Here is an 18,234-nt window from a genome sequence, read left to right as displayed (position 1 = left end):
TCTGCTCGCCGAGCGCGAAGGCGCGCGCAAGCATTCTTAGGTTGGGGGCAATAACCGAGTCTTAACTTTCACCCGCAGGTTTGCCAGCGATGGCGGGCGCCGGACTATTGCCGACGCCCAAGGCTCAGAATCAATTGTGGCGGTGTTCCGGCAGAGCCTTGAGCTGCTCTTCATCCAGGAGCGTCAGCGCGTGGACGCGGCCGGAGTGATCGCGCATGAAGTCGAGGCCAGAGACGGGAATGGCGACTGGCTTGGCGCCGAGGCCGAAGAACCCCCCAACGTCGACGATCACTTCAGCCAACGATCCGCTGCCGTGAACATGCGAGATCCTGCCAACCTGACGGTCGCGCGCGTCATAAATGGGTGCGCCTTCAAGAACGTGAGCCGTCAGCTCGGACGGCTGCAGGCGCGGATGATCGTCATGAGGACGTGGTGCGTCGTGATCGCCATCATCGCTTATGCCGGTTTGCAGGTTGGGCAGGTTCTGCTCGAGGCGCTCCAGGGCTGCGGCAATGCGGTCGGCAACATCGGGGTCATAATCGGCGTCGGGCGCCGTACGCTCATAAGCCTGCAATTGGTCAAGCGTGATGCCGGCTTCAGAGGCGAAGGTTTCTGCGCCGATGCCAAGCGACAGGCGGCGATTATGGTCGCCCTTGGGTTGATGATGCGCGTCTGAAGTATATTGGGTCATGTTCATGCTCCTCTGTTGCGAGAAAAAGCGCAAAGCGGGCAAAAGGTTCAGTTGTGCGGATCACATCATCCAAAAACGAAAAAAGGCCGCCCGGAGGCGGCCTTTGCTGTGCAAGCGACCCATGCAGATCAGTGGTGATGTTCTTCGGGAACGTCTTCTTCGCCGGCCTCGATAAGCTTAGCGAGTTCGTCGCGGGAAATCTTCTTCTCGGTGATTTCACCCAGATCGATGATGTGATCCACGACCTTGTTCTCGAAGATCGGCGCGCGCAGGCTGGCAAGAGCCTGAGGGTTCTTGCGGTAATAATCGTAGACCTGCTGTTCCTGGCCGGGGAAGCGGCGCACTTCGGTGATCAGCGCCTGCTGGTGCTCCTCGTCAGAAACCTGGACTTCGTTGACGTTGCCGATTTCAGCAACGACGAGGCCAAGACGGACGCGACGCTCAGCGATACGCTTATACTGCTCGCGGGCTTCCTCTTCGGTCGTGCCTTCATCGGCGAAGGAGCGGCCATGGCTCTGGATTTCGTGCTCGACGCGCTGCCAGATGGTGTTAAACTCGGCGTCGACCAGCTGGGCCGGAACGTCGAACTTATGGCCATCGTCCAGTGCGTCCAGGACCTGGCGCTTCATGTGCTGGCGGCCCATAGAAACGAGAGCGGCTTCCATCTGATCGCGGACAGCCTTGCGCAGGGCGGCGACGTCTTCCAGGCCGAGGCGCTTGGCGAAATCGTCGTCCAGATCGCCCTGGTTCGGGCCATCGGCATGCAGGATGGTGACGTCGAAGGTAGCTTCCTTGCCGGCCAGATCCTTGTTCTGGTAATCGGCAGGGAAGGTGACGGTGATGGTGCGCGTCTCGCCCTTCTTCATGCCGACGAGCTGCTCTTCGAAGCCCGGGATGAATTCACCCGAACCGACGGTCAGGTGCGCATGGTCGGACTTGCCCCCCTCGAACTCAACGCCGTCGATCTTGCCGACGAAGCTGAGGCCCAGGCGGTCGCCGTCTTCCACGACAGCATCGTCGCCCTTGTCGGTGTAGCCGCGGTTCTGATTGAACACGCGCTTGACCTCGGCGTCGACTTCCTCTTCGGTCACCTCGACGACGGGCTTTTCGAGCTTGACGCCCTTGATGTCCATCAGGGAGACGGGCGGCAGAACTTCATATTCGACTTCGAATGCCAGGTCGGCCTTGCCGTCGAGAACGTCGTTGATGACGGTCTGATCCTGCGGCAGGTCAACCTTGGGCTGAGCGGCGGCGCGTTCCTTGCGCTCGTCCAGTGTGTCGCTGACGGTCGCGTTGATGGCGTCGGTCATCACCTCGGACATGGCCGAACGACCATAGACCTTCTTGAGATGCGCAGTCGGCACCTTACCAGGACGGAAGCCCTTGATATTGGCCTGGCCCTTGAGCTCTTCGAGCTTGGCGTCGAGGCGCGTATTGAGATCCGCGGCCGGAATGGTGACGCTCAGCTTGCGCTTCAGGCCTTCATTGAGGGTTTCGGTTACCTGCATTGGGGTCTTATTCCCGTATTGATTGATCTCGTTAGGCCGAGGCCATTTGGTGCGGGTGAGAGGACTCGAACCTCCACGCCTTGCGGCGCTGGAACCTAAATCCAGTGCGTCTACCAGTTCCGCCACACCCGCAAGGGCCCCCGTCGGCCGGGTTGGCGTTGCATCTATAGGAAGAGTTCGAGGCAGTCAAAGGCTCATTGGAGCGCGGGTTCACCCGTCTTCCGCCCATTTGTGCGGCAGTCGCCCCTCCGGGCTGGGATGCGGATGGACGAAAAATGGACTTGTTGCATATATTTTAGCCAAATGGGTTATTCAAGATATCTTGGGGTGACTTGGGGCCTGATGCTAAGTCTCTCATTTTGAACAGTTTTATGCGCCGTGAACACGGTGGCACACACCATGCATACGCTTTGGCGGTAACTGCCGAAAACGGCCAGTGGAGGCGCAAGTGAAAAAAATCGAGGCTATCGTAAAGCCGTTCAAGCTCGACGAAGTCAAAGAAGCGCTGCAGGAAGTTGGTCTGCAGGGCATCACCGTGACCGAGGCCAAGGGCTTCGGCCGCCAGAAGGGCCATACCGAGCTTTATCGCGGCGCCGAATATGTGGTGGACTTCCTGCCCAAGGTGAAGGTCGAGGTGGTTTGCCCCGACGATCTCGCCGAAAAGGCCATTGAAGCCATTCGCACGGCAGCGCAAACCGGCCGCATCGGCGATGGAAAGATTTTCGTCTATTCCATCGAGCAGGCCATCCGTATCCGTACGGGCGAATTCGGCGACGACGCGCTCTAAGCGCCGCTGCCGCCAGATATAAACCAGATTCCGATTTAGACAGGGGAAGACCTAATGACGACCGGAGCCGATATCATCCAGCGCATGAAAGACGAGAACATCAAGTATCTCGACGTGCGTTTCACCGACCTGCGCGGCAAGCTGCAGCACGTTACGATGGATGCGTCCGTCGTCGATGCCGACCTGTTTGAAGACGGCGTCATGTTCGACGGTTCCTCGATCGCCGGCTGGAAGGCCATCAACGAGTCCGACATGGTGCTGATGCCCGATCCGAACTCGGCCTATATCGACCCGTTCTTCGCCGCGTCCACGCTGGCGATCAACTGCGACATTCTCGAGCCCTCCACCTACCAGCCCTATAACCGCGACCCGCGCTCCATCGCAAAGAAGGCCGAAGCTCTGGTCAAGTCGTCCGGCATCGGCGACTCGGTGGTGTTCGGTCCCGAACCCGAATTCTTCATTTTCGACGACGTGAAGTACGCCAACACGACCTACAAGGTCGGTTTCTCGGTCGACCATTCGGAACTGCCGACCAACAATGACGCCGAATACGAAGGCGGAAATAACGGCCATCACATCGGCCTCAAGAAGGGCTATTTCCCGGTTCCGCCGCTGGACAGCGCCCAGGATATGCGCGGCGAGATGCTCGAGGCGATGGGCCAGATGGGCGTCATCATCGAAAAGCACCACCACGAAGTGGCCTCGGCCCAGCATGAACTCGGCCTCAAGTTCAAGCCGATGATCGCTTCTGCCGACGACGTGCTGATCTACAAGTATGTGGTCCAGCAGGTTGCCAATTCCTACGGCAAGACCGCAACCTTCATGCCGAAGCCCGTCTATGGCGACAATGGCTCGGGCATGCATTGCCACCAGTCGATCTGGAAGGACGGCAAGCCCCTGTTTGCCGGTGACCAGTATGCCGGCCTCTCGATGGATTGCCTCTACTATATCGGCGGCGTCATCAAGCATGCCAAGGCCATCAACGCCTTCACCAACCCGACCACCAACAGCTACAAGCGCCTGGTTCCGGGCTTCGAAGCCCCCGTGCTGCTGGCCTATTCGGCCCGTAACCGTTCTGCTTCGTGCCGCATCCCCTTCGGCCAGTCGCCGAAGTCCAAGCGCGTGGAAGTGCGTTTCCCCGATCCGCTGGCGAACCCGTACCTGGCCTTCACGGCGCTGCTGATGGCCGGCCTCGACGGCATCAAGAACAAGATCCACCCCGGCGACCCGATGGACAAGGATCTGTACGAACTGCCGAAGGAAGAGCTCAAGGAAATCCCGACCGTTTCCGGCTCGCTCCGCGAAGCCCTGGAAAGCCTCAACGCGGACCGCGACTTCCTCAAGGTTGGCGGCGTGATGGACGACGATTTCATCGACAGCTACATCGACCTCAAGATGCAGGAAGTCATCAAGTTCGAGCACACCCCGCATCCGGTCGAGTACGAAATGTACTATTCCGCCTAAGCGGATCGATCACGACACAAGCGGAAAGGGGCCCTCCGGGGCCCCTTTTCTGTTTAGACCGCTTCCAGCGGGAAGGAGCGGCGCATCATGGCGCGCCACTCGTCCGGGGCCTCAAGCAGGCTTTCGACCAGCTCGACATCCTGAGGCTCGAAAAAGCGCACTGCAAAGCCGACGTCGAAGAGCCGCACAACTTCGGCCGTCACCTGCCCAATGGTGACCACCTCGCCGATGGCCGGCTGAAAGGCGGCTGACAGGGCCGCGCCGCCAATGGAGTAGTCCATGATGAGGCAGGGCTGAGACCAACTGTCTGGCCGCGAGATCACGGTGCGCGGATTCCGGGGCATGAAGCGCCGGTCGGCACGCCGATCCATGGCGCCGGTCCAGATGCGTTCACTGAAGGCCGTTATGCGGCTATTGAGCTTTTCTCGTGCGGCTTCATCCTGGGCGATGGTCACGACGAAGCCGTCCTCGACCTGTCGCTCGACCGGCCCGCCGACAGTGCCCAGCGGACCAAAGCTGGCCGTGACCACTTCGCCCTGTTCCGGAATGACCGGCGCTGTGACGCGGAAGGCGTCGCTGGAGATCATCCGCAAACGACATCCGAACAGGTTGATGCCGGGCTGGGTCGTCTGCCGGCCAATGACATAGCGTCCGGTCACCGTGCGGATCCCATGCAAGGCGATGCTGGGGCGTTCCGTGAATTCGGGCAAGGCGCGTTCTCCCTCTGCGACTTGCCAGCAGCATCGCGCAGACGCATCAATGTCGTCTTGCAAGACAGTGGCCTAATTTACGGAAATTGGTAACGGATTGGATACGTTGGGGGGCGAAAGCCCACATGGGGCACGACCGGCGAACGGTCGTAACCACGGGGAATTGCAGTGCAGTGCCGGCGTAGTCGAGGAGAGGTTGGACATGGCGATCAGGGTGAGCGCGGAGGCATTGCTGACGCCCGACGAAATGGGGCAGGCGGATCGGTTGGCGGCCGCGGGCGGACAGACCTTGCTCGATCTGATGGAGCGGGCCGGCCAAGCGGTTGCCGCCGATATTCGCGACCACTTTCTGCCGCAGCCCGTTCTGGTCCTTTGCGGGCCGGGCAATAATGGCGGTGATGGCTATGTCGTAGCCCGTCTTCTCGAAAACGAAGGCTGGCCCGTGACACTGGCGCAATTCGGTGATCGTAGCCGCCTCCAGGACGATGCTGCCGTTATGGCCCGGAAATGGACGGGCAATGTCGCCGCCCTCGAAACGCTGGACGTCACCGGTTTTGGGCTGGTTGTCGATGCCTTACTGGGTGCCGGCCTCAATCGCGACGTCAATGGCGCGCTGGCCGATGTTATCGAACGCATCAACGCGCTCGATGTGGATGTCGTCAGCATCGACGTGCCCAGCGGCATCGACGGCGCCAGCGGCGCGGTGCGCGGGGTGGCGATCAAGGCCCGGCGCACGGTGACATTCTTTCGCCGCAAGCCGGGTCATCTGCTGCTGCCCGGGCGGGCACATTGCGGGGCGACGGTCTGTAGCGATATCGGCATTCCCGCCGAGGTTCTTGAGACGATCTGTCCGCGCTGCTGGCACAATGGGCCCGCGCTGTGGCGATTGCCGGGCTTGCTGGAGGATGGGCACAAGTTTACGCGCGGCCATGTCGTGGTTTGTTCGGGCGGCGCCCTTCAGACCGGAGCGACGCGTTTGTCGGCGCGAGCCGCCTTTCGTGCCGGGGCGGGTCTTGTGACGCTGACCGGGCCGCGGGATGCGATGATGGTGCACGCGACGCATGTGACCTCAATCATGCTTCAGGCAATTGAGGACCTTGCCGCGCTCAGTCAATTTCTGGCGGACGACAGAATCAATGCCGTGCTGATCGGACCAGCGGCCGGTCGGGGAAAGGAAACGCGCGATAAGGTCGGCGCAATTCTGAAGGGCAGCGCTGCAGTGGTGCTGGACGCCGATGCGCTGACCAGTTTTGAGGCCGATGGGGACACGCTGTTTGCCATGATATCCGCGCGCACCGCGCCTGTCGTGCTCACCCCGCATGAGGGCGAGTTCGAGAGGCTCTTCGGGACCATGGAAGGCAGCAAGCTGCAGCGGGCGCGAGCGGCGGCAAGCCGATCGGGCGCCATCGTCATTCTCAAGGGCAGCGATACCGTCATTGCGGCGCCCGATGGACGGGCGGCAATCAACGACAACGCCCCGCCATGGCTGGGCACCGCCGGATCAGGGGATGTGCTCGCGGGCATTGCTTGCGGGTTGCTGGCCCAGGGCATGAATGGATTCGAGGCTGCGGCGGCGGCCGTTTGGCTGCATGCGGACGCGGCCAGGCGTTTTGGTGGACCCGGCATGATCAGCGATGACTTGCCGGACCTGATCCCTCAATCGCTGAAGGAGGTGCTGTCCTAGCAGTCGGCGTGCTGAAACACGGTTTTGCCGCCGACAATCGTACGCATGACCTTGCCCTGAAGGCGTGCGCCTTCGAAACTGGTATTGCGCGAGCGGGAGCGCAGATCGCGCTCGGTCACCTGCCAAGGATAATCGAGATCGAAAAGGACAAGATCCGCCTGTGCACCCCGCACGATGCGTCCAGCATCCAGGCCAAGGATTTCGGCCGGCCGGATGGTCATGGCGCGCAGGATGACGGACAGGTCGACCTCACCAGAATGCACCAGGCGCAGAGCCGCCGCCAGGAGGGTTTCAAGGCCGATCGCGCCATGTGAGGCTTCGGCGAACGGCTGACGTTTCACCTCGCTATCCTGCGGGTCGTGGTCGGAATGGATCGTGTCGATGACACCTGCGCGCAAGGCCTCGATCATGGCCTGACGATCCTCTTCGGCCCGCAGGGGCGGGTTGAGCTTGAAATAGCTCCTGTAGCGGCCGATGTCGTTCTCGTTGAGGCACAGATTGTTGATGGAGATGCCGGCCGTAATGCTGGCGTTACCGGATTTCGCGGCCTTGAGCAGGGGCACCGAGCCTGCTGCCGAGACCTGCGCCGCATGGTAACGAACCCTGGTCAGGGCGGCCAATTGCAGGTCGCGGGCCAGAGGGATGGTTTCGGCCTCGCGCGGGATGCCCTTGAGGCCGAGCACCGTGGCAAAGAAGCCCTCATTCATGACGCCTTCGCCGACCAGTCCGGCATCCGCCGCGTGATGGACGAAGGTCATGTCGAAATTGGCCGCGTAGCTCATGGCGCTGCGGAGCAGGGCACTGGACTGGATCGAGGCTGCGCCATCAGTGAGGCAGACGGCGCCGGCCTCCTTGAGGAGGCCAAATTCGGTGATTTCCTTGCCGCCGAGGCCCTTGGTTATCGCGGCGGCCGGCAGGATGCGGGCAGGGGATTGCGCTTCGGCCCGACGGATCAGGAAGTCCACCAAGGCGCCGTCGTCTACAACCGGGGTGGTATCCGGCATCATCACGAAGGAGGTGATGCCACCCGATACGGCGGCGTTACCGGCAGAGGCCAGGGTTTCGCGATATTCCTTGCCCGGTTCGCCCACAAAGACACGCATGTCGATGAGACCCGGCGAGATGACATGGCCATTGGCATTGACCACTTCGGCCTCTTCCGGCACGCCGACCGGCCCACCAAGCGCCAGGTCCGAAATGCGGCCATCCTCGATCAGCACGGCGCCCATCTGGTCGGTGCCGGAAGCCGGATCAACGATGCGGGCATTTTCTATGAGCAGGGGCCGGGTCATGCGGGGTTCCTCGTGGGCAGGAGCGCGTCGAGCACGGCCATGCGGACGGCGACGCCCATTTCCACCTGATCGGTAATGACGCTGCGCGGCCCATCGGCAATGGCCGGATCGATCTCGACGCCGCGGTTCATGGGCCCCGGATGCATGACGATGGCGTCGGGCTTGGCATGAGCGAGCCGCGCTTCATCCAGCCCATAGAAGCGATAATATTCGCGCACCGAGGGGATCATCTTGCCATTGGCGCGCTCATGCTGGAGGCGCAGCATCATCACCACATCGACGCCCTTGAGACCTTCCTCCATGTCTGTGAAGACCTCGGTGGCGAGGTTTTCGATGCCGGCGGGAAGGAGTGTGCGGGGGGCGATGACGCGGGTGCGGACATTGAGTGCGCCGAGCAGCAGCAGATTCGAGCGCGCGACGCGTGAATTGGCGATATCGCCGCAAATGGCTACTGTCAGCCCTGCCAGCCGGCCCTTGTGGTTGCGGATGGTCAGCGCGTCGAGCAAGGCCTGAGTAGGATGCTCATGCGCGCCGTCGCCGGCATTGATGACCGCGCAACCGACCTTCTGACTGAGCAATTCCACCGCGCCGGCCGCGGAATGGCGCACGACCAACACGTCGGGCCGCATGGCGTTGAGCGTCGCTGCCGTGTCGACCAGGGTTTCACCCTTGGAGACAGAACTGGTCTTGACCGACATGTTGACCACGAGCGCGCCCAGACGCTTGCCGGCAATTTCGAATGAGGATTGCGTGCGGGTCGACGGCTCGAAGAAGAGATTGATCTGCGTCTTGCCCGAGAGCGTGGGCAGCGATTTACGCTCCTGCCGCGAGACCGCGATCATCCGCTCGGCGCGGTCCAGCAGATCCACAATCTCGTGCTGCTGAAGATCGGCGATGGAAATGAGGTGTCGCTGGGCGAATGGGGGAAAGTCGCCGGATTGCCCGGCACGAGAAGTCTGCTGCGGCATGTCGCATCCCTTGCGATTTGCTGCGGTCTATCGGAGGGGAGAGCGCTATTCAACCAATAGTTGAATTATCCCCGCCGAAGCCGGTCCAGCGCGCCTTGCAGAATGTAGCTCGCTGCCAGTTTGTCGACCACTTCGGCGCGCCGGTCGCGCCGCAGGTCGGCTTCGATCATCATGCGGGTGACGGCCGAAGTCGAGAGGCGCTCGTCCCAGAAGGCGATGGGCAGCTCGATCCTGGGCGCCAGATTGCGCGCAAAGGCGCGTGTCGACTGCACCCTGGGCCCCTCTGTGCCATCCATGTTGAGCGGCAGGCCGAGAATGATGGCTACCGCATTGTTCTCCGCGACAAGCTGGATGATCCGCTCGGCATCCTGGGTAAACTTGGTGCGCTTGATGGTTTCGAGCGGGCTGGCCGAATAGCGCATTGCGTCGCATACGGCGACACCAATGGTCTTGGTGCCCAGATCCAGTCCGAGGATCTTGCCGGAAGCAGGTATTGCGGCGAGTGGATTTTCGTCGGTCACATGCGGCTCGCTGGACAGTGTGGAATTGTCCTATAGGCTCCCCGATCTCACTTGGCGACGGAAAAGGGGCAAGATGAAACTTACTTGGTTCGGAAACACGACCTTCCGCATTCATACGGGCGGGCAGATCGTAGTGGTCGATGCCGGTGCTGCTCCGAAGCGCATAGATGCCAATGAACTCGTTAGCGGTGCCGACCATGTCATCGGGCTGAACGGCAATCGGAAAGTTACCGAACTTCCGGCGTGGAAACCCCGGCCACGTCAGCGCCTGCTGGATGCGGGCGAGCAGGTGCGGCCTGTCGAGGTTTGGTCGGCAGCGCCTGATTGTCTGCTGATCGACGCTGACGAGGATATGCCGCTGCTGCTGATTGCCGGGTCGGTGCCCCAGCTGGGGCGATGGGCTGAGAAGACTGTCATCGTGATCGTGGGACAGACGTTGGCGCAACGGGTCGAGCGCCTCGTGGACATTGCTCTTCCACGACTGATCGCGCTGGCGGGTGACGATGACGAATTGGACAGGGCGTTTGCAAAACTGCAGCACAAACTGGACGGCGCCAGCCTGATTGCACTCGAACCAGGCCTGGCTGTGGAAGTCTGATCCGGCGCATAAGGCATTTTCATTGTCATTTGCCCCGGCGCATTGCTAATAACGCCCAACACGCCATCGCTTTCTGGAGTTTGCCATGTCCGTCGACGCCGCCACCGTCAAACGCATCGGGCGCCTTGCGCGCATCCGCATCGAGGAAGACGAGGTCGCCGGTTATCAGAACGAACTCAATGCCATTCTCGGATTTGTCGAACAGCTGTCCGAGGTCGATGTCGAAGGAGTCGAAGCCATGACTTCCGTGACGCCGATGACGCTGCGACGCCGTGACGATGTGGTGAGCGACGGCGGCTATGCCGACAAGATCGTGGCCAACGCGCCGCTGAGCGAAGACAATTTCTTCATGGTGCCCAAGGTGGTCGAGTAAATGGCGGTTTCCATCGCCATCGAAACGCCCTTGCAGGATGATGTCCGCGCGCTGGTCGCTGCGCTCAACGATCACCTGCTGCCGCTGTCGCCGCTAGAATTCCAGTTCAAGATGACGGTCGAGCAGATGGCCGATAGCGACACGACACTGTTCGTGGCGCGCGACGAGGCCGGAAAGGCTGTCGGCATGGGCGCCCTCAAGACACATGGGCCGGAACTGGGCGAAGTCAAGCGCATGTTCACCCTGCCGGAGGTGCGCGGCCAGCGTGTGGGCCGCCAGTTGCTGGAGCGCATCGTGGACCTGGCGCGCGAGCGCAATCTGCCTGTCGTGATGCTGGAGACCGGCGCGGGCGAGGGCATGGCCGAAGCGCACCGGCTCTATACGCGCTATGGCTTCGTGCCGCGCGGCCCCTTCCTTGATTATCCCGACAGCGAATGGTCGGCCTTTTTTGAATTGCCGCTTGCGGCACCGGCGCAGGTCGCCTGAACGGCGCTGCACTGACGAACGAGAGATTTTCCCGTGACTGATCTGACCAAACTGAGCATTGCCGATGCCCGCAAGGGTCTCAAGGACAAGAGCTTTTCCGCGCTGGAACTGACCGAGGCCTATATCGGCGCCATCGAGGCGGCCAATCCGAGCCTCAATGCCTATGTGGCGACGACGCCGGACCAGGCCCGCGACATGGCCAGGGCCAGTGACGAGAAGCTCGGCACGGGGCAGGGCGGTCCGCTCGAAGGCATTCCGCTCGGCGTCAAGGACCTGTTCGCCACCAAGGGCGTGCATACCCAGGCCGCCAGCCACATTCTCGATGGCTTCAAGCCGGAATATGAATCGACCGTCACCGCCAATCTCTGGCGCGATGGCGCGGTCATGCTAGGCAAGCTCAACATGGACGAGTTCGCCATGGGCTCGTCCAACGAGACCTCCTATTACGGCCCGGTGATCAGCCCGTTCCGCGCCGAGGGCAGCAATGCCAATCTCGTGCCCGGCGGTTCCTCGGGCGGCTCGGCTGCGGCGGTTTCCGCCTGGCTCTGCGCCGGAGCGACGGCGACCGATACAGGCGGCTCCATTCGCCAGCCGGCGGCCTTTACCGGCACGGTCGGCATCAAGCCAACCTATGGCCGCGCCTCGCGCTGGGGCACGGTGGCCTTCGCCTCCTCGCTCGACCAGGCCGGCCCGATTGCCCGCACGGTGGAAGACGCTGCGATCCTGATGACCTCGATGTCCGGTTTTGATCCCAAGGATTCGACCAGCGTCGATATTGCCGTTCCAGATTTCGCCGCCGCCGTCGAGCGCGGCGTGAAGGGGCTGACCATCGGTGTTCCCAGGGAATACCGCATGGACGGCATGCCCGCCGAGATCGAAAAGCTCTGGACCGAGGGTCTTGAATGGCTGAAAGCCGAAGGCGCGTCGGTCAAGGACATCTCCCTGCCACACACCAAATATGCGCTGCCGGCCTATTACATCGTCGCCCCTGCCGAAGCCTCGTCCAATCTCGCCCGCTATGACGGCGTGAAATACGGTCTGCGCGTTTCCGGCAAGGACATCACCGACATGTACGAACTGACCCGTGCCGCCGGTTTCGGCCGCGAGGTCAAGCGCCGCATCATGATCGGCACCTATGTGCTGTCCGCAGGCTATTTCGATGCCTATTATGTCAAGGCGCAGAAAGTCCGCACGCTGATCAAGAAGGATTTCGAAGATGCGTTCCATGCTGGTGTCGACGCCATCCTGACTCCGGCGACGCCATCAGCCGCCTTTGGGATCGGCGACGAGGCGCTGGCAGCCGATCCGGTGGCCATGTATCTCAACGACGTCTTCACCGTGACGGTGAACATGGCGGGTCTTCCGGGCATCGCAGTTCCGGCGGGCAAGGACGGGCAGGGATTGCCCCTTGGCCTGCAGCTCATCGGCAAGCCATTCGACGAGGAAACGCTGTTTGCGGCGGCCCGAGTCATCGAGAAGAGCGCCGGCGGCGACTTCGCGCCAAAGCCCTGGTGGTAAGTGTTGCAATGGGGCGGCGCTTGATTGCGCCGCCGTTCCGCACTATTTGCGGCCAATGCACAAGTTGAAACTGGTAGCGACGCACCCCATGGCAGCGTCCGGGCCAACAGGAATGTCGCCGATGGCCGTTGATATCTTCACCACGCTCGATTGGTCCGAGCCGCCCAAGGACATGAGCAAACCATTGCAGGCGTTGTGGTGGCTCAAGAAGGGTGAATTTCGGGTCGGTCCCGAATGGGAAAAGGCGCACAATATTGTGCAATCCATGGAGGGCGTTCAGGCCTTCGACTGGGTACACGCGCTCATGCACTGGATCGAAGCCGATATGGGCAATGCCGATTACTGGTATCGCCGCGCCGGCAAGCGCCGCGCCACCGCGAGCGTGAGTTCCGAATGGGAACATATCGCAGCAGCCCTGAGCGATGTGACCAAGCACTGAGTCTTTCAATCCGCTTGCATCTGCCCTTCCGGATCAGGACGTCAGCCATTCCAATCGGATTGATGTTGGCCGGATGAGGGATTGGCCAATGGAGCCGATGCTTGCGGGTTGAAATCGGCTGGCCTCCGGTGCACACCAACAGCAGCGTTTTTCAAAGCCGAGGACTTTGCCGTGACCGCCGCCAAGCTGCCTGCCGAATGTGCTTCCAAGGACGATGTCCGCGCCGAGATCGATCGGATCGATCAGGCGCTGATCAGTCTCTTTGCAGAACGGCATGGCTATGTGACGCGCATGGCCGAGATCAAGACCGACCCGCACGAGGCTTATGACCCCAAGCGCATCGAGGCGATCATCACGAAAGTGCGGGCGCGCAGTTTGGACCTTGATCTGGACGAGGATCAGGCCGAACTTATCTGGCGGACCCTGATCGACTGGAACATCAATTACGAGAAGGGCATCATCGCCGCACGACGGCGCGCCAAATAGGAGGCCAGATTGCCAGGGGTTCGGATACGCAAGGCGGAAATGACCGATGCCCCTCGTCTGGCCGATATCGGGTATCGTGCTTGGGAAACCGGCATCCTGCCGCTGCTGGTACAACGCCAAGGGATGCGCGACGCGGAGCGACGCAGGCTGGTCCGTGCCGTCGGCGAGGGATGGCGGCATGCCATCGTGGCCGAGATCGACGACGTCGTCGTCGGCTGGTGTTCGCGCCAGGCAGGGCGATTCTATATCCCATTTCTCTTCGTGCTGCCGGAAATCCAAGGCCACGGTATCGGCAGCATGCTGCTCGAACGGATGGAAATGATGTTCGAGCTCGAGGGCGCGACGCGAATACATCTTGAAACCCCTGCCGATCACGTGCGCGCTGTGCGGTTTTACGAGCGCCAGGGTTATCGCATCCTTGCGCTCAGATCGCAGGGCCGCGGGGGCCACGATCCCTTCGCCAGCGTACACCTGGAAAAACGACTGAGTCCCTATGCGGGCGCGATCGACGGGCAATAGACATGGGCGAAATCGTCAACCTCCGCATGGCCCGCAAGCAGAAAGTGCGCAGCGCCAAAGAAGTCGAGGCAGAGGCCAACAGGCTCAAATTCGGCCGCAGCAAGGCGGAGAAGCGATTGCTTCTGGCAGAGACCAACCGCGCTGAAAAGCATATCGACGGGCATAAGCGCGAAGACTGAGCAGCACTTGCAAAACGGCGCGCCGCAAACCCTATTGCGGGCGCCTAAGGGCCCGGCGGGCTGCTGCCGTTTCTTGACGCGTTACGCAATCCGCCGAGTGGTCATTGACCATGCCCATGGCCTGCATGAAGGCATAAGTCGTGGTGGGCCCCAGAAATTTCCAACCGCGTTTCCGTAAATCCTTGGAAAGCCGCTCGGATTCGGGCGAAGTGGCTCGGAAAACGGGGGGCTCATCGGTTTCGGGTGCTTCAAATCGCCAGAAATAGGCCGCGAGCGAGCCTTCGGTGTCGACCATTTCGCAGGCGCGGCGGGCATTGTTGATGACCGCTTCGATCTTGCCGCGGTGCCTTACTATACCGGCATCGGCAAGGAGCCGACCAACATCGGCTTCGCCAAAGAGGGCCATGCGCCGAAAATCGAACCCGGCGAAAGCGGCGCGGAAATTTTCACGCTTCTCAAGAATTGTGCGCCAGCTGAGGCCTGACTGGAAGCTCTCCAGGCAGAGCTTTTCGAACAGTCGAATGTCATCCACGACAGGAAAACCCCATTCCTCGTCGTGATAGCGCAGATATTCCGGCGTCGCCGTGCACCAGCTACACCGTAAAAGGCCATCAGGGCCCGGACTGCTCGACATCATGGCAACGCTTTCGATGGGACCTAAGACGGGTCAGGGGACAGCGACGGAGCACCGACGTCAACGGTCTCGTCCGGGTTGGGCCGAGAGTGTTCCGTCTCACCGTCGTCGCGTATGGTCGTGACAATCTCCGTCAGCAGGGCGTGGAGCGCATCTCGGTGCCCATTGCCTGCCGAGGGAAGGTTTTCGTCCGATGTCATGACGACCGAGAGCTCAAGACTGGGGACAACATAGAGCATCTGACCGCCATAGCCCCAGGCATAACGGACATCTTCGCCACCCATTTCGCGAAGGAACCAGCCATAGCCATAGCCGTCGCCCGTAAAGCGTGACTGGGTGCGCTCGGACCAGGACTGGGCGATCCAGTCTTCCGAGACAATGCGCGTGCCGTCTTTGGCCAGGCCTCCATTGCGAAAAACCTCGCCGAAGGCCAGTAACGAGCGTGGACTCATCGCCATCTGATTGCCGCCCAGATAAATGCCCTGCGGGTCTCGCTCCCAGCCGCCAATGGCGAAGTCGTCGACGGGTGCGAACCAGTCGCGCGCCAAGGCCAGGGTAGATTCGCCACCCGCCTGCGTCAGAATGGCGGAAAGCAGGTGGGACGACCCGGTGGAATAAAGCATGCGCCCACCCGGGTCGGTCTCGAATGGCTGAGCCAGTGCGGAGCGGACCCAATTGCGACTGACTACCCAGCGACCATAATTTGCTCCGGACGTGGGTGCAAGACCTGCTTGCATCGACAGGAGATTGCCCACCGTTACCTGCGCAAGACGCGGATCGGCGTCCTCGGGCAGATCGTCCGGTAACAGGTCGGCTACCCTTTGATCGACGCCGTCCAAAATGCCCTTGTCGATCGCAATGCCAACCAGAGCGGAGATTACGGTCTTCGATGCCGACTTGATGTTCGTGGGAGCATCAGGCGAGTGGCCATCATAACCGCGTTCGGCGATAATCTCCCCCTCGCGGGCGACAATGACGACCTCCAGCGGCTCGAGATCGGAAGCCTTGTCGAGAATGGCCTCAAGATCCTGGGCGAGAGTGCTCACGGGCAGCAGGCCCAGGATGGCGGCGAAAGTTGAAATGCGAATCCACATACCCCTTCCTTTCCTTGCCGTGCGGCAAAATCGTGAACGCAGGCATGGCACGGACAAAATTCAGCGTGCAGGCCAAGGCTGGTCGCCCTGGCGACGTCCTAAGCAAGTAGATGACAGGAGATTCCTATGCGCTTTGCCTTTGTTCTCGTTCTTGTTTCGGCCCCGCCTGCAATCGCATACGAGGACCTGGCGCTCCAGATCGATCGCATTGCCCCGCTGGTGAATGCGAGCAAATTCGAGGCTCTCGGTGGACCAGAGGCTGCAAGCGCTATCGTCGAGAATATCGGCGGACGTTGGTTCACCCTGGTCAGCACGGTTCGCAACTGGGAGCGGGATCCGCAGAGTAATCGCGAGAGGCTGGAGGATGCCATCAAGAGAACCTGTGCGGACGACTGGGAAAACATAGTCACCTACACAATAACCGGCCCGGACACATTCCGTGTCGAACAGCGCAGTCCTCTGGGAGAGGATCTCGGCTTGTTTGAGATGGAGCCCGTCTCTGCCGATAGCCGCGTGTTTACGACAGTCGTCAGCGATGCCTATATCCTCGAGATTTCTGGGATTGAGAACGTGCCGGAAGTGGTGCGCGACGCCGCTATTGCGGAGGTCCGGGCGGAGATTGAAGCCGGCCTGACGATCTGGAGGCCCAGCGATGACCTCACCGTCAATGTGCGTGCAGACGGTGAGGCCGAGGTTTGGGGTCGCTGCCCCAGCTGATGCTTACCAGTCCACCTGACAGACGACGCCATCGGGCCCGAACTGCATGCTTTGAGGGGTGTACTGGAAGATTTCCAGCTTTACCCCGCTGGGATCGGCCAGCCAGCACTGCCAGGTGTGATCGACGCCCAGCTTCTTGTCCGTCACTTCGACGCCCTTGGCCCGTGCATTGTCCATGAAGGCGTCGATATCGTCGGTCTCGAAGCAGATGTGGTTGATCTGGTTGCTCTCTTCGAAACGGCTCTCTCCCTTGAGAAAAACCTCGATGAAAGTGCGATTGCCGAAATCGAGGTAGAAGCCGATGCGTGACTCGCCCCGCTTGAAATCGAACTTGGGCGCGACGCCGCAGATGTCGGTGTAGAACTTTTCCACCGCGTCGAGGTCGCGTGCGAAAATGCAGGTATGGGCCACCTGTTTGACGAGGGGTTTGGTCACGTCTTGTCTCCTCCGGAATCACGGGCTGGACAGCCCGAACTGACATGTTAGGACAGGATGGCTGGGAGGCCCAGTTGGCGGGAGGAGTTTTCATGGCACGCATCGTCATTATCGGAGCGAGCGGACATATCGGAACCTATCTGGTGCCGCGGCTGGTGCGAGCCGGACACAAGGTGGTCGCGGTATCACGGGGGCAGGCCAAGCCCTATCTGCCCGATCCGGCCTGGTCGGATGTTGAACAGATCCAGCTCGATCGCGAGGCAGAGGAGGCACGGGGGCGCTTTGGGGCAGCCATTGCAGACCTCGGAGCAGACGTCGTCATCGACAATATCTGTTTTACGCTGGAAAGCGCCCGGCAGATGACTGCGGCGGTCGCGGGTCGGGTCCAGCACTTTCTCCATATCGGTACCATCTGGACGCATGGACATGCCGAGGTCGTGCCGACGCCCGAAGATGTCACAAAGAGACCGTTCGGCGACTACGGCGTCCAGAAGGCAGCAATCGAGGCGCATCTTCTCGACCTGGCCCGCCGTACCGGCTTTCCAGCAACGATCATCCATCCCGGCCATATCGTGGGCCGGGGCTGGGCCCCTCTCAATCCAGCAGGACATTTCGATCTCTCCGTGTTTGAAACCATTGCGCGCGGCGAGGTGCTTGAGCTGCCCAATTTCGGTATGGAGACCGTCCACCATATCCATGCCGACGACATCGCGCAGCTGCTGGTGCTGGCCATGACGCATTGGGGCGCCTCGGTCGGCGAGGCGTTCCATGCGGTTTCGCCGGGCGCTGTGACGTTGCGGCACTATGCGGGTGCGATGTATCGTTATTTTGGCCACGAGCCGAACCTGGCCTTTGCCGGCTGGCAAGAATGGGCTTCCCGGCAAAGCAAGGACAACGCGGAGGCCAGTTGGGAGCATGTCGTTCGCAGTCCCAATTGTTCGATCGAGAAAGGCCGGCGCCTGCTCGGCTATGCGCCACGCTATACGTCCCTCGCTGCTGTCGAGGATGCTTTGGGCTGGCTGATCGCAAATGGGCGGATTGGTGTGCCGCGCTGATGCGCTTTTTTCGCTTCTGCCCTCTTTCCTCTGTCACGAGGCGCGTCTAGACAGTCAGCACTACCCCACGCAATGA

Annotated in this window: 22 protein-coding genes and 1 tRNA gene; 13 read left to right on the top strand and 10 right to left on the bottom strand. The window is 61.3% G+C overall.

What is annotated here, in order from left to right:
* Positions 1–130 precede the first annotated feature (130 nt).
* From VE26_RS18485 to VE26_RS07055, 3 genes are all read right to left on the bottom strand, one after another.
* A complete protein-coding gene (locus VE26_RS18485) occupies positions 131–460 on the bottom strand; it encodes a PRC-barrel domain-containing protein (RefSeq protein WP_046105126.1) in 330 nt (109 codons plus the stop codon).
* Positions 461–819: 359 nt separating this feature from the next.
* A complete protein-coding gene (gene tig / locus VE26_RS07060) occupies positions 820–2,199 on the bottom strand; it encodes a trigger factor (protein ID WP_046104321.1) in 1,380 nt (459 codons plus the stop codon).
* Between the two features lie 47 nt (positions 2,200–2,246).
* Positions 2,247–2,331, bottom strand: a tRNA-Leu gene (locus tag VE26_RS07055).
* A gap of 316 nt (positions 2,332–2,647) precedes the next feature.
* Here VE26_RS07055 and VE26_RS07050 point away from each other — a divergent pair.
* Positions 2,648–2,986 carry a P-II family nitrogen regulator gene (locus tag VE26_RS07050; protein WP_046105125.1) on the top strand — a complete coding sequence of 113 codons (339 nt, stop codon included), beginning with the start codon at positions 2,648–2,650 and terminating at the stop codon, positions 2,984–2,986.
* 54 nt (positions 2,987–3,040) lie between these two features.
* Positions 3,041–4,450, top strand: coding sequence for a type I glutamate--ammonia ligase (glnA, locus tag VE26_RS07045; protein WP_046104320.1), 1,410 nt, complete (start codon positions 3,041–3,043; stop codon positions 4,448–4,450).
* A 53-nt stretch (positions 4,451–4,503) separates the two neighbouring features.
* On the opposite strand, the gene VE26_RS07040 is transcribed toward glnA, so the two are convergent.
* On the bottom strand, positions 4,504–5,160 hold the full coding sequence (locus VE26_RS07040) for a PilZ domain-containing protein (protein ID WP_046104319.1): 657 nt from the start codon (positions 5,158–5,160) through the stop codon (positions 4,504–4,506).
* 202 nt (positions 5,161–5,362) lie between these two features.
* Here VE26_RS07040 and VE26_RS07035 point away from each other — a divergent pair, with 202 nt between their 5' ends.
* The gene (locus VE26_RS07035; RefSeq protein WP_046105124.1) at positions 5,363–6,844 is read left to right on the top strand and encodes a bifunctional ADP-dependent NAD(P)H-hydrate dehydratase/NAD(P)H-hydrate epimerase; all 1,482 of its coding nucleotides are present in this window, start codon (positions 5,363–5,365) and stop codon (positions 6,842–6,844) included.
* Here VE26_RS07035 and pyrC read toward each other — a convergent pair.
* The 3 genes from pyrC to ruvX all read right to left on the bottom strand — a co-directional run bounded on the left by pyrC (position 6,841) and on the right by ruvX (position 9,625).
* On the bottom strand, positions 6,841–8,136 hold the full coding sequence (pyrC, locus tag VE26_RS07030) for a dihydroorotase (RefSeq protein WP_046104318.1): 1,296 nt from the start codon (positions 8,134–8,136) through the stop codon (positions 6,841–6,843). The two genes, VE26_RS07035 and pyrC, sit on opposite strands and share 4 nt — an antisense overlap.
* The gene (locus VE26_RS07025; protein ID WP_046104317.1) at positions 8,133–9,104 is read right to left on the bottom strand and encodes an aspartate carbamoyltransferase catalytic subunit; all 972 of its coding nucleotides are present in this window, start codon (positions 9,102–9,104) and stop codon (positions 8,133–8,135) included. The genes pyrC and VE26_RS07025 overlap by 4 nt, the downstream gene beginning before the upstream one ends.
* A 65-nt stretch (positions 9,105–9,169) precedes the next feature.
* Positions 9,170–9,625 carry a Holliday junction resolvase RuvX gene (gene ruvX, locus VE26_RS07020; protein WP_200897214.1) on the bottom strand — a complete coding sequence of 152 codons (456 nt, stop codon included), beginning with the start codon at positions 9,623–9,625 and terminating at the stop codon, positions 9,170–9,172.
* Between the two features lie 73 nt (positions 9,626–9,698).
* On the opposite strand from ruvX, the gene VE26_RS07015 reads away from it, so the two are divergent.
* From VE26_RS07015 to VE26_RS17400, 8 genes are all read left to right on the top strand, one after another.
* Entirely contained in the window at positions 9,699–10,223 is a 525-nt protein-coding gene (locus tag VE26_RS07015) for a hypothetical protein (protein ID WP_046104315.1), read from the top strand.
* An 85-nt stretch (positions 10,224–10,308) separates the two neighbouring features.
* Positions 10,309–10,596 (top strand): Asp-tRNA(Asn)/Glu-tRNA(Gln) amidotransferase subunit GatC, encoded by a 288-nt coding sequence (gene gatC / locus VE26_RS07010; protein ID WP_046104314.1) that lies wholly within the window; start codon positions 10,309–10,311, stop codon positions 10,594–10,596.
* Positions 10,597–11,082 carry a GNAT family N-acetyltransferase gene (locus VE26_RS07005; protein WP_046104313.1) on the top strand — a complete coding sequence of 162 codons (486 nt, stop codon included), beginning with the start codon at positions 10,597–10,599 and terminating at the stop codon, positions 11,080–11,082. It begins immediately after the preceding gene.
* Between the two features lie 33 nt (positions 11,083–11,115).
* Complete coding sequence (gene gatA / locus VE26_RS07000) at positions 11,116–12,600, top strand: Asp-tRNA(Asn)/Glu-tRNA(Gln) amidotransferase subunit GatA (RefSeq protein WP_046104312.1); 1,485 nt, start codon at positions 11,116–11,118, stop codon at positions 12,598–12,600.
* Between the two features lie 121 nt (positions 12,601–12,721).
* Positions 12,722–13,039, top strand: a complete 318-nt coding sequence (locus VE26_RS06995; RefSeq protein WP_046105123.1) for a hypothetical protein — start codon at positions 12,722–12,724, stop codon at positions 13,037–13,039.
* A gap of 171 nt (positions 13,040–13,210) precedes the next feature.
* A complete protein-coding gene (locus VE26_RS06990) occupies positions 13,211–13,525 on the top strand; it encodes a chorismate mutase (RefSeq protein ID WP_046104311.1) in 315 nt (104 codons plus the stop codon).
* A gap of 39 nt (positions 13,526–13,564) precedes the next feature.
* Positions 13,565–14,044, top strand: coding sequence for a GNAT family N-acetyltransferase (locus tag VE26_RS06985; protein WP_046104310.1), 480 nt, complete (start codon positions 13,565–13,567; stop codon positions 14,042–14,044).
* Between the two features lie 2 nt (positions 14,045–14,046).
* Positions 14,047–14,223 carry a DUF4169 family protein gene (locus VE26_RS17400; protein WP_084620081.1) on the top strand — a complete coding sequence of 59 codons (177 nt, stop codon included), beginning with the start codon at positions 14,047–14,049 and terminating at the stop codon, positions 14,221–14,223.
* A gap of 31 nt (positions 14,224–14,254) precedes the next feature.
* Here the strand turns inward: VE26_RS17400 and VE26_RS06980 are convergent, their stop codons facing one another.
* Positions 14,255–14,860: a DNA-3-methyladenine glycosylase I gene (locus VE26_RS06980; protein ID WP_046104309.1), complete on the bottom strand. Its 606-nt coding sequence runs from the start codon at positions 14,858–14,860 to the stop codon at positions 14,255–14,257.
* A gap of 20 nt (positions 14,861–14,880) precedes the next feature.
* On the bottom strand, positions 14,881–15,951 hold the full coding sequence (locus VE26_RS06975) for a serine hydrolase domain-containing protein (protein WP_084620080.1): 1,071 nt from the start codon (positions 15,949–15,951) through the stop codon (positions 14,881–14,883).
* Between the two features lie 126 nt (positions 15,952–16,077).
* Here VE26_RS06975 and VE26_RS06970 point away from each other — a divergent pair, with 126 nt between their 5' ends.
* Positions 16,078–16,668, top strand: a complete 591-nt coding sequence (locus VE26_RS06970) for a hypothetical protein (protein WP_046104308.1) — start codon at positions 16,078–16,080, stop codon at positions 16,666–16,668.
* 3 nt (positions 16,669–16,671) lie between these two features.
* Here VE26_RS06970 and VE26_RS06965 read toward each other — a convergent pair whose 3' ends face one another.
* Positions 16,672–17,103, bottom strand: a complete 432-nt coding sequence (locus tag VE26_RS06965; RefSeq protein WP_046104307.1) for a VOC family protein — start codon at positions 17,101–17,103, stop codon at positions 16,672–16,674.
* 92 nt (positions 17,104–17,195) lie between these two features.
* Here VE26_RS06965 and VE26_RS06960 point away from each other — a divergent pair, with 92 nt between their 5' ends.
* Positions 17,196–18,158 carry an NAD-dependent epimerase/dehydratase family protein gene (locus VE26_RS06960; protein ID WP_046104306.1) on the top strand — a complete coding sequence of 321 codons (963 nt, stop codon included), beginning with the start codon at positions 17,196–17,198 and terminating at the stop codon, positions 18,156–18,158.
* The last annotated feature ends 76 nt before the right edge of the window (positions 18,159–18,234 follow it).

This window comes from Devosia chinhatensis, from assembly GCF_000969445.1.
Lineage (GTDB): Bacteria > Pseudomonadota > Alphaproteobacteria > Rhizobiales > Devosiaceae > Devosia > Devosia chinhatensis.
The sequence above is the reverse complement of the archived record's forward strand: the minus strand, read 5'-3'. Positions and strand labels throughout refer to the sequence as shown.

What these genes read in the sequence shown, in the direction of transcription:
- VE26_RS06980 (WP_046104309.1), bottom strand. Translation starts at nt 14,860, where the DNA reads ATGATGTCGAGCAGTCCGGGCCCTGATGGCCTTTTACGGTGTAGCTGG.
- VE26_RS06975 (WP_084620080.1), bottom strand. Translation starts at nt 15,951, where the DNA reads ATGTGGATTCGCATTTCAACTTTCGCCGCCATCCTGGGCCTGCTGCCC.
- VE26_RS06960 (WP_046104306.1), top strand. Translation starts at nt 17,196, where the DNA reads ATGGCACGCATCGTCATTATCGGAGCGAGCGGACATATCGGAACCTAT.
- VE26_RS07035 (WP_046105124.1), top strand. Translation starts at nt 5,363, where the DNA reads ATGGCGATCAGGGTGAGCGCGGAGGCATTGCTGACGCCCGACGAAATG.
- glnA (WP_046104320.1), top strand. Translation starts at nt 3,041, where the DNA reads ATGACGACCGGAGCCGATATCATCCAGCGCATGAAAGACGAGAACATC.
- pyrC (WP_046104318.1), bottom strand. Translation starts at nt 8,136, where the DNA reads ATGACCCGGCCCCTGCTCATAGAAAATGCCCGCATCGTTGATCCGGCT.
- VE26_RS06995 (WP_046105123.1), top strand. Translation starts at nt 12,722, where the DNA reads ATGGCCGTTGATATCTTCACCACGCTCGATTGGTCCGAGCCGCCCAAG.
- VE26_RS07015 (WP_046104315.1), top strand. Translation starts at nt 9,699, where the DNA reads ATGAAACTTACTTGGTTCGGAAACACGACCTTCCGCATTCATACGGGC.
- VE26_RS17400 (WP_084620081.1), top strand. Translation starts at nt 14,047, where the DNA reads ATGGGCGAAATCGTCAACCTCCGCATGGCCCGCAAGCAGAAAGTGCGC.
- tig (WP_046104321.1), bottom strand. Translation starts at nt 2,199, where the DNA reads ATGCAGGTAACCGAAACCCTCAATGAAGGCCTGAAGCGCAAGCTGAGC.
- VE26_RS06970 (WP_046104308.1), top strand. Translation starts at nt 16,078, where the DNA reads ATGCGCTTTGCCTTTGTTCTCGTTCTTGTTTCGGCCCCGCCTGCAATC.
- VE26_RS07005 (WP_046104313.1), top strand. Translation starts at nt 10,597, where the DNA reads ATGGCGGTTTCCATCGCCATCGAAACGCCCTTGCAGGATGATGTCCGC.
- VE26_RS06985 (WP_046104310.1), top strand. Translation starts at nt 13,565, where the DNA reads ATGACCGATGCCCCTCGTCTGGCCGATATCGGGTATCGTGCTTGGGAA.
- gatC (WP_046104314.1), top strand. Translation starts at nt 10,309, where the DNA reads ATGTCCGTCGACGCCGCCACCGTCAAACGCATCGGGCGCCTTGCGCGC.
- VE26_RS07025 (WP_046104317.1), bottom strand. Translation starts at nt 9,104, where the DNA reads ATGCCGCAGCAGACTTCTCGTGCCGGGCAATCCGGCGACTTTCCCCCA.